The following is a 1169-nucleotide window of genomic DNA, read 5'->3' as shown; positions in this document are numbered from 1 at the left end:
TGCATGGCGGCGGGACCTCTGTCTGGGCCGACAAGGGCTACTCATTTCATCCAAATCCGTTAGAGATCATGGGAATAGTCTGCTACTATAATTTTTTGGCGTGAAGAGGAAAATATGGACGATTGGAGAAAGCCGAAGACTAAAGCAAAAGATGCATTCAAGAGTTTTATTCTAAAGGGTTTATCTATATCAGGTCGCTTTGTGGAGGTGAGTAAGACAGAAAAAAAGACCGCCCCACGTGAAACAGTACAATTCTACGGACACCGTATCGGCGAAATCGGCGACACTGCAGTTCACCAAGAAACACGGCTGGCTTTTAATGCAACGCGGCCCGATTATGAGATAAGTGAGAACCTTTCTTACTCTGAAAATGGCATGGGCTGGTCTGGCGGCAGGCTTATCGAAAAGTTTAGTGTGCATCCGTTAAGGCTGGCCGACTTTCGTCATCAGCCGCAACAGGATGCGACAATAATCGCAACCTGCGCTATTGTGGAGTGCGATTACGTTTATTCATATGGTGACTGGACGCATTGCTATCTTGGTACGATCTTGTCGGCTGACTTCCCGGATGTCCCAGTTCTTATTCCGCGCTACCTGACGGAAAAAAGCTACGTGCTTCGCGATCTGGGAAAAGCCAAGATCAATTGGATTGCTACAGATGGCTGGACCAACATCGAACATGCATATGTTTTGCGCAAGCGGAACCCACTATTCTATTGGTCTCGGCACGACGTAATTGCGTATCGCAAGGCTTTTGATATTGAGCCAACTACGCCAGTTCCCGGGTCAATTACTTATCTGGGTCGTTTTGACCTCGGGGGCGAAACAATTCATCGCTCCTTTCCCAGTGAAGTGGTCGCCAAGTATATAACCTCCATAGGTGGTAGGGTTGTGAACCAGGAAGATCTAAACACAGAGACTTCTCATAATTATGCTGAACAGGCAGAAATAGTTATTGGAGATCACGGATCTGGAATGCTTAACATCCTGTTTTGGCAGCCAAAAACTGTGATCGAGTTGGTCGTTGATGATTGGTGGGTCAACAATATGATTTTTACAGCTTACGGGATGGGAGTGGAAAATTTTGGTGTCATACGTGTGGACGGCCTTTCGGCAGATGCGATTGGGGAGTTGATCAAAGAGTGTCTTGAAAGTTTTGGGCGAACACC

General features: G+C 46.9%; 1 protein-coding gene. It reads left to right on the top strand.

Going from position 1 to position 1169, the window contains the following annotated elements; genetic code table 11:
* Nucleotides 1–114: 114 nt before the first annotated feature.
* A partial coding sequence (locus tag ACOI1H_RS25700; protein ID WP_422441167.1) for a glycosyltransferase 61 family protein occupies nt 115–1169 on the top strand: 1055 nt, incomplete at its 3' end.

Source organism: Loktanella sp. DJP18 (genome assembly GCF_049310965.1).
Taxonomy (GTDB): domain Bacteria; phylum Pseudomonadota; class Alphaproteobacteria; order Rhodobacterales; family Rhodobacteraceae; genus Loktanella.
This window is presented reverse-complemented; position numbering and strand designations above follow the sequence as displayed.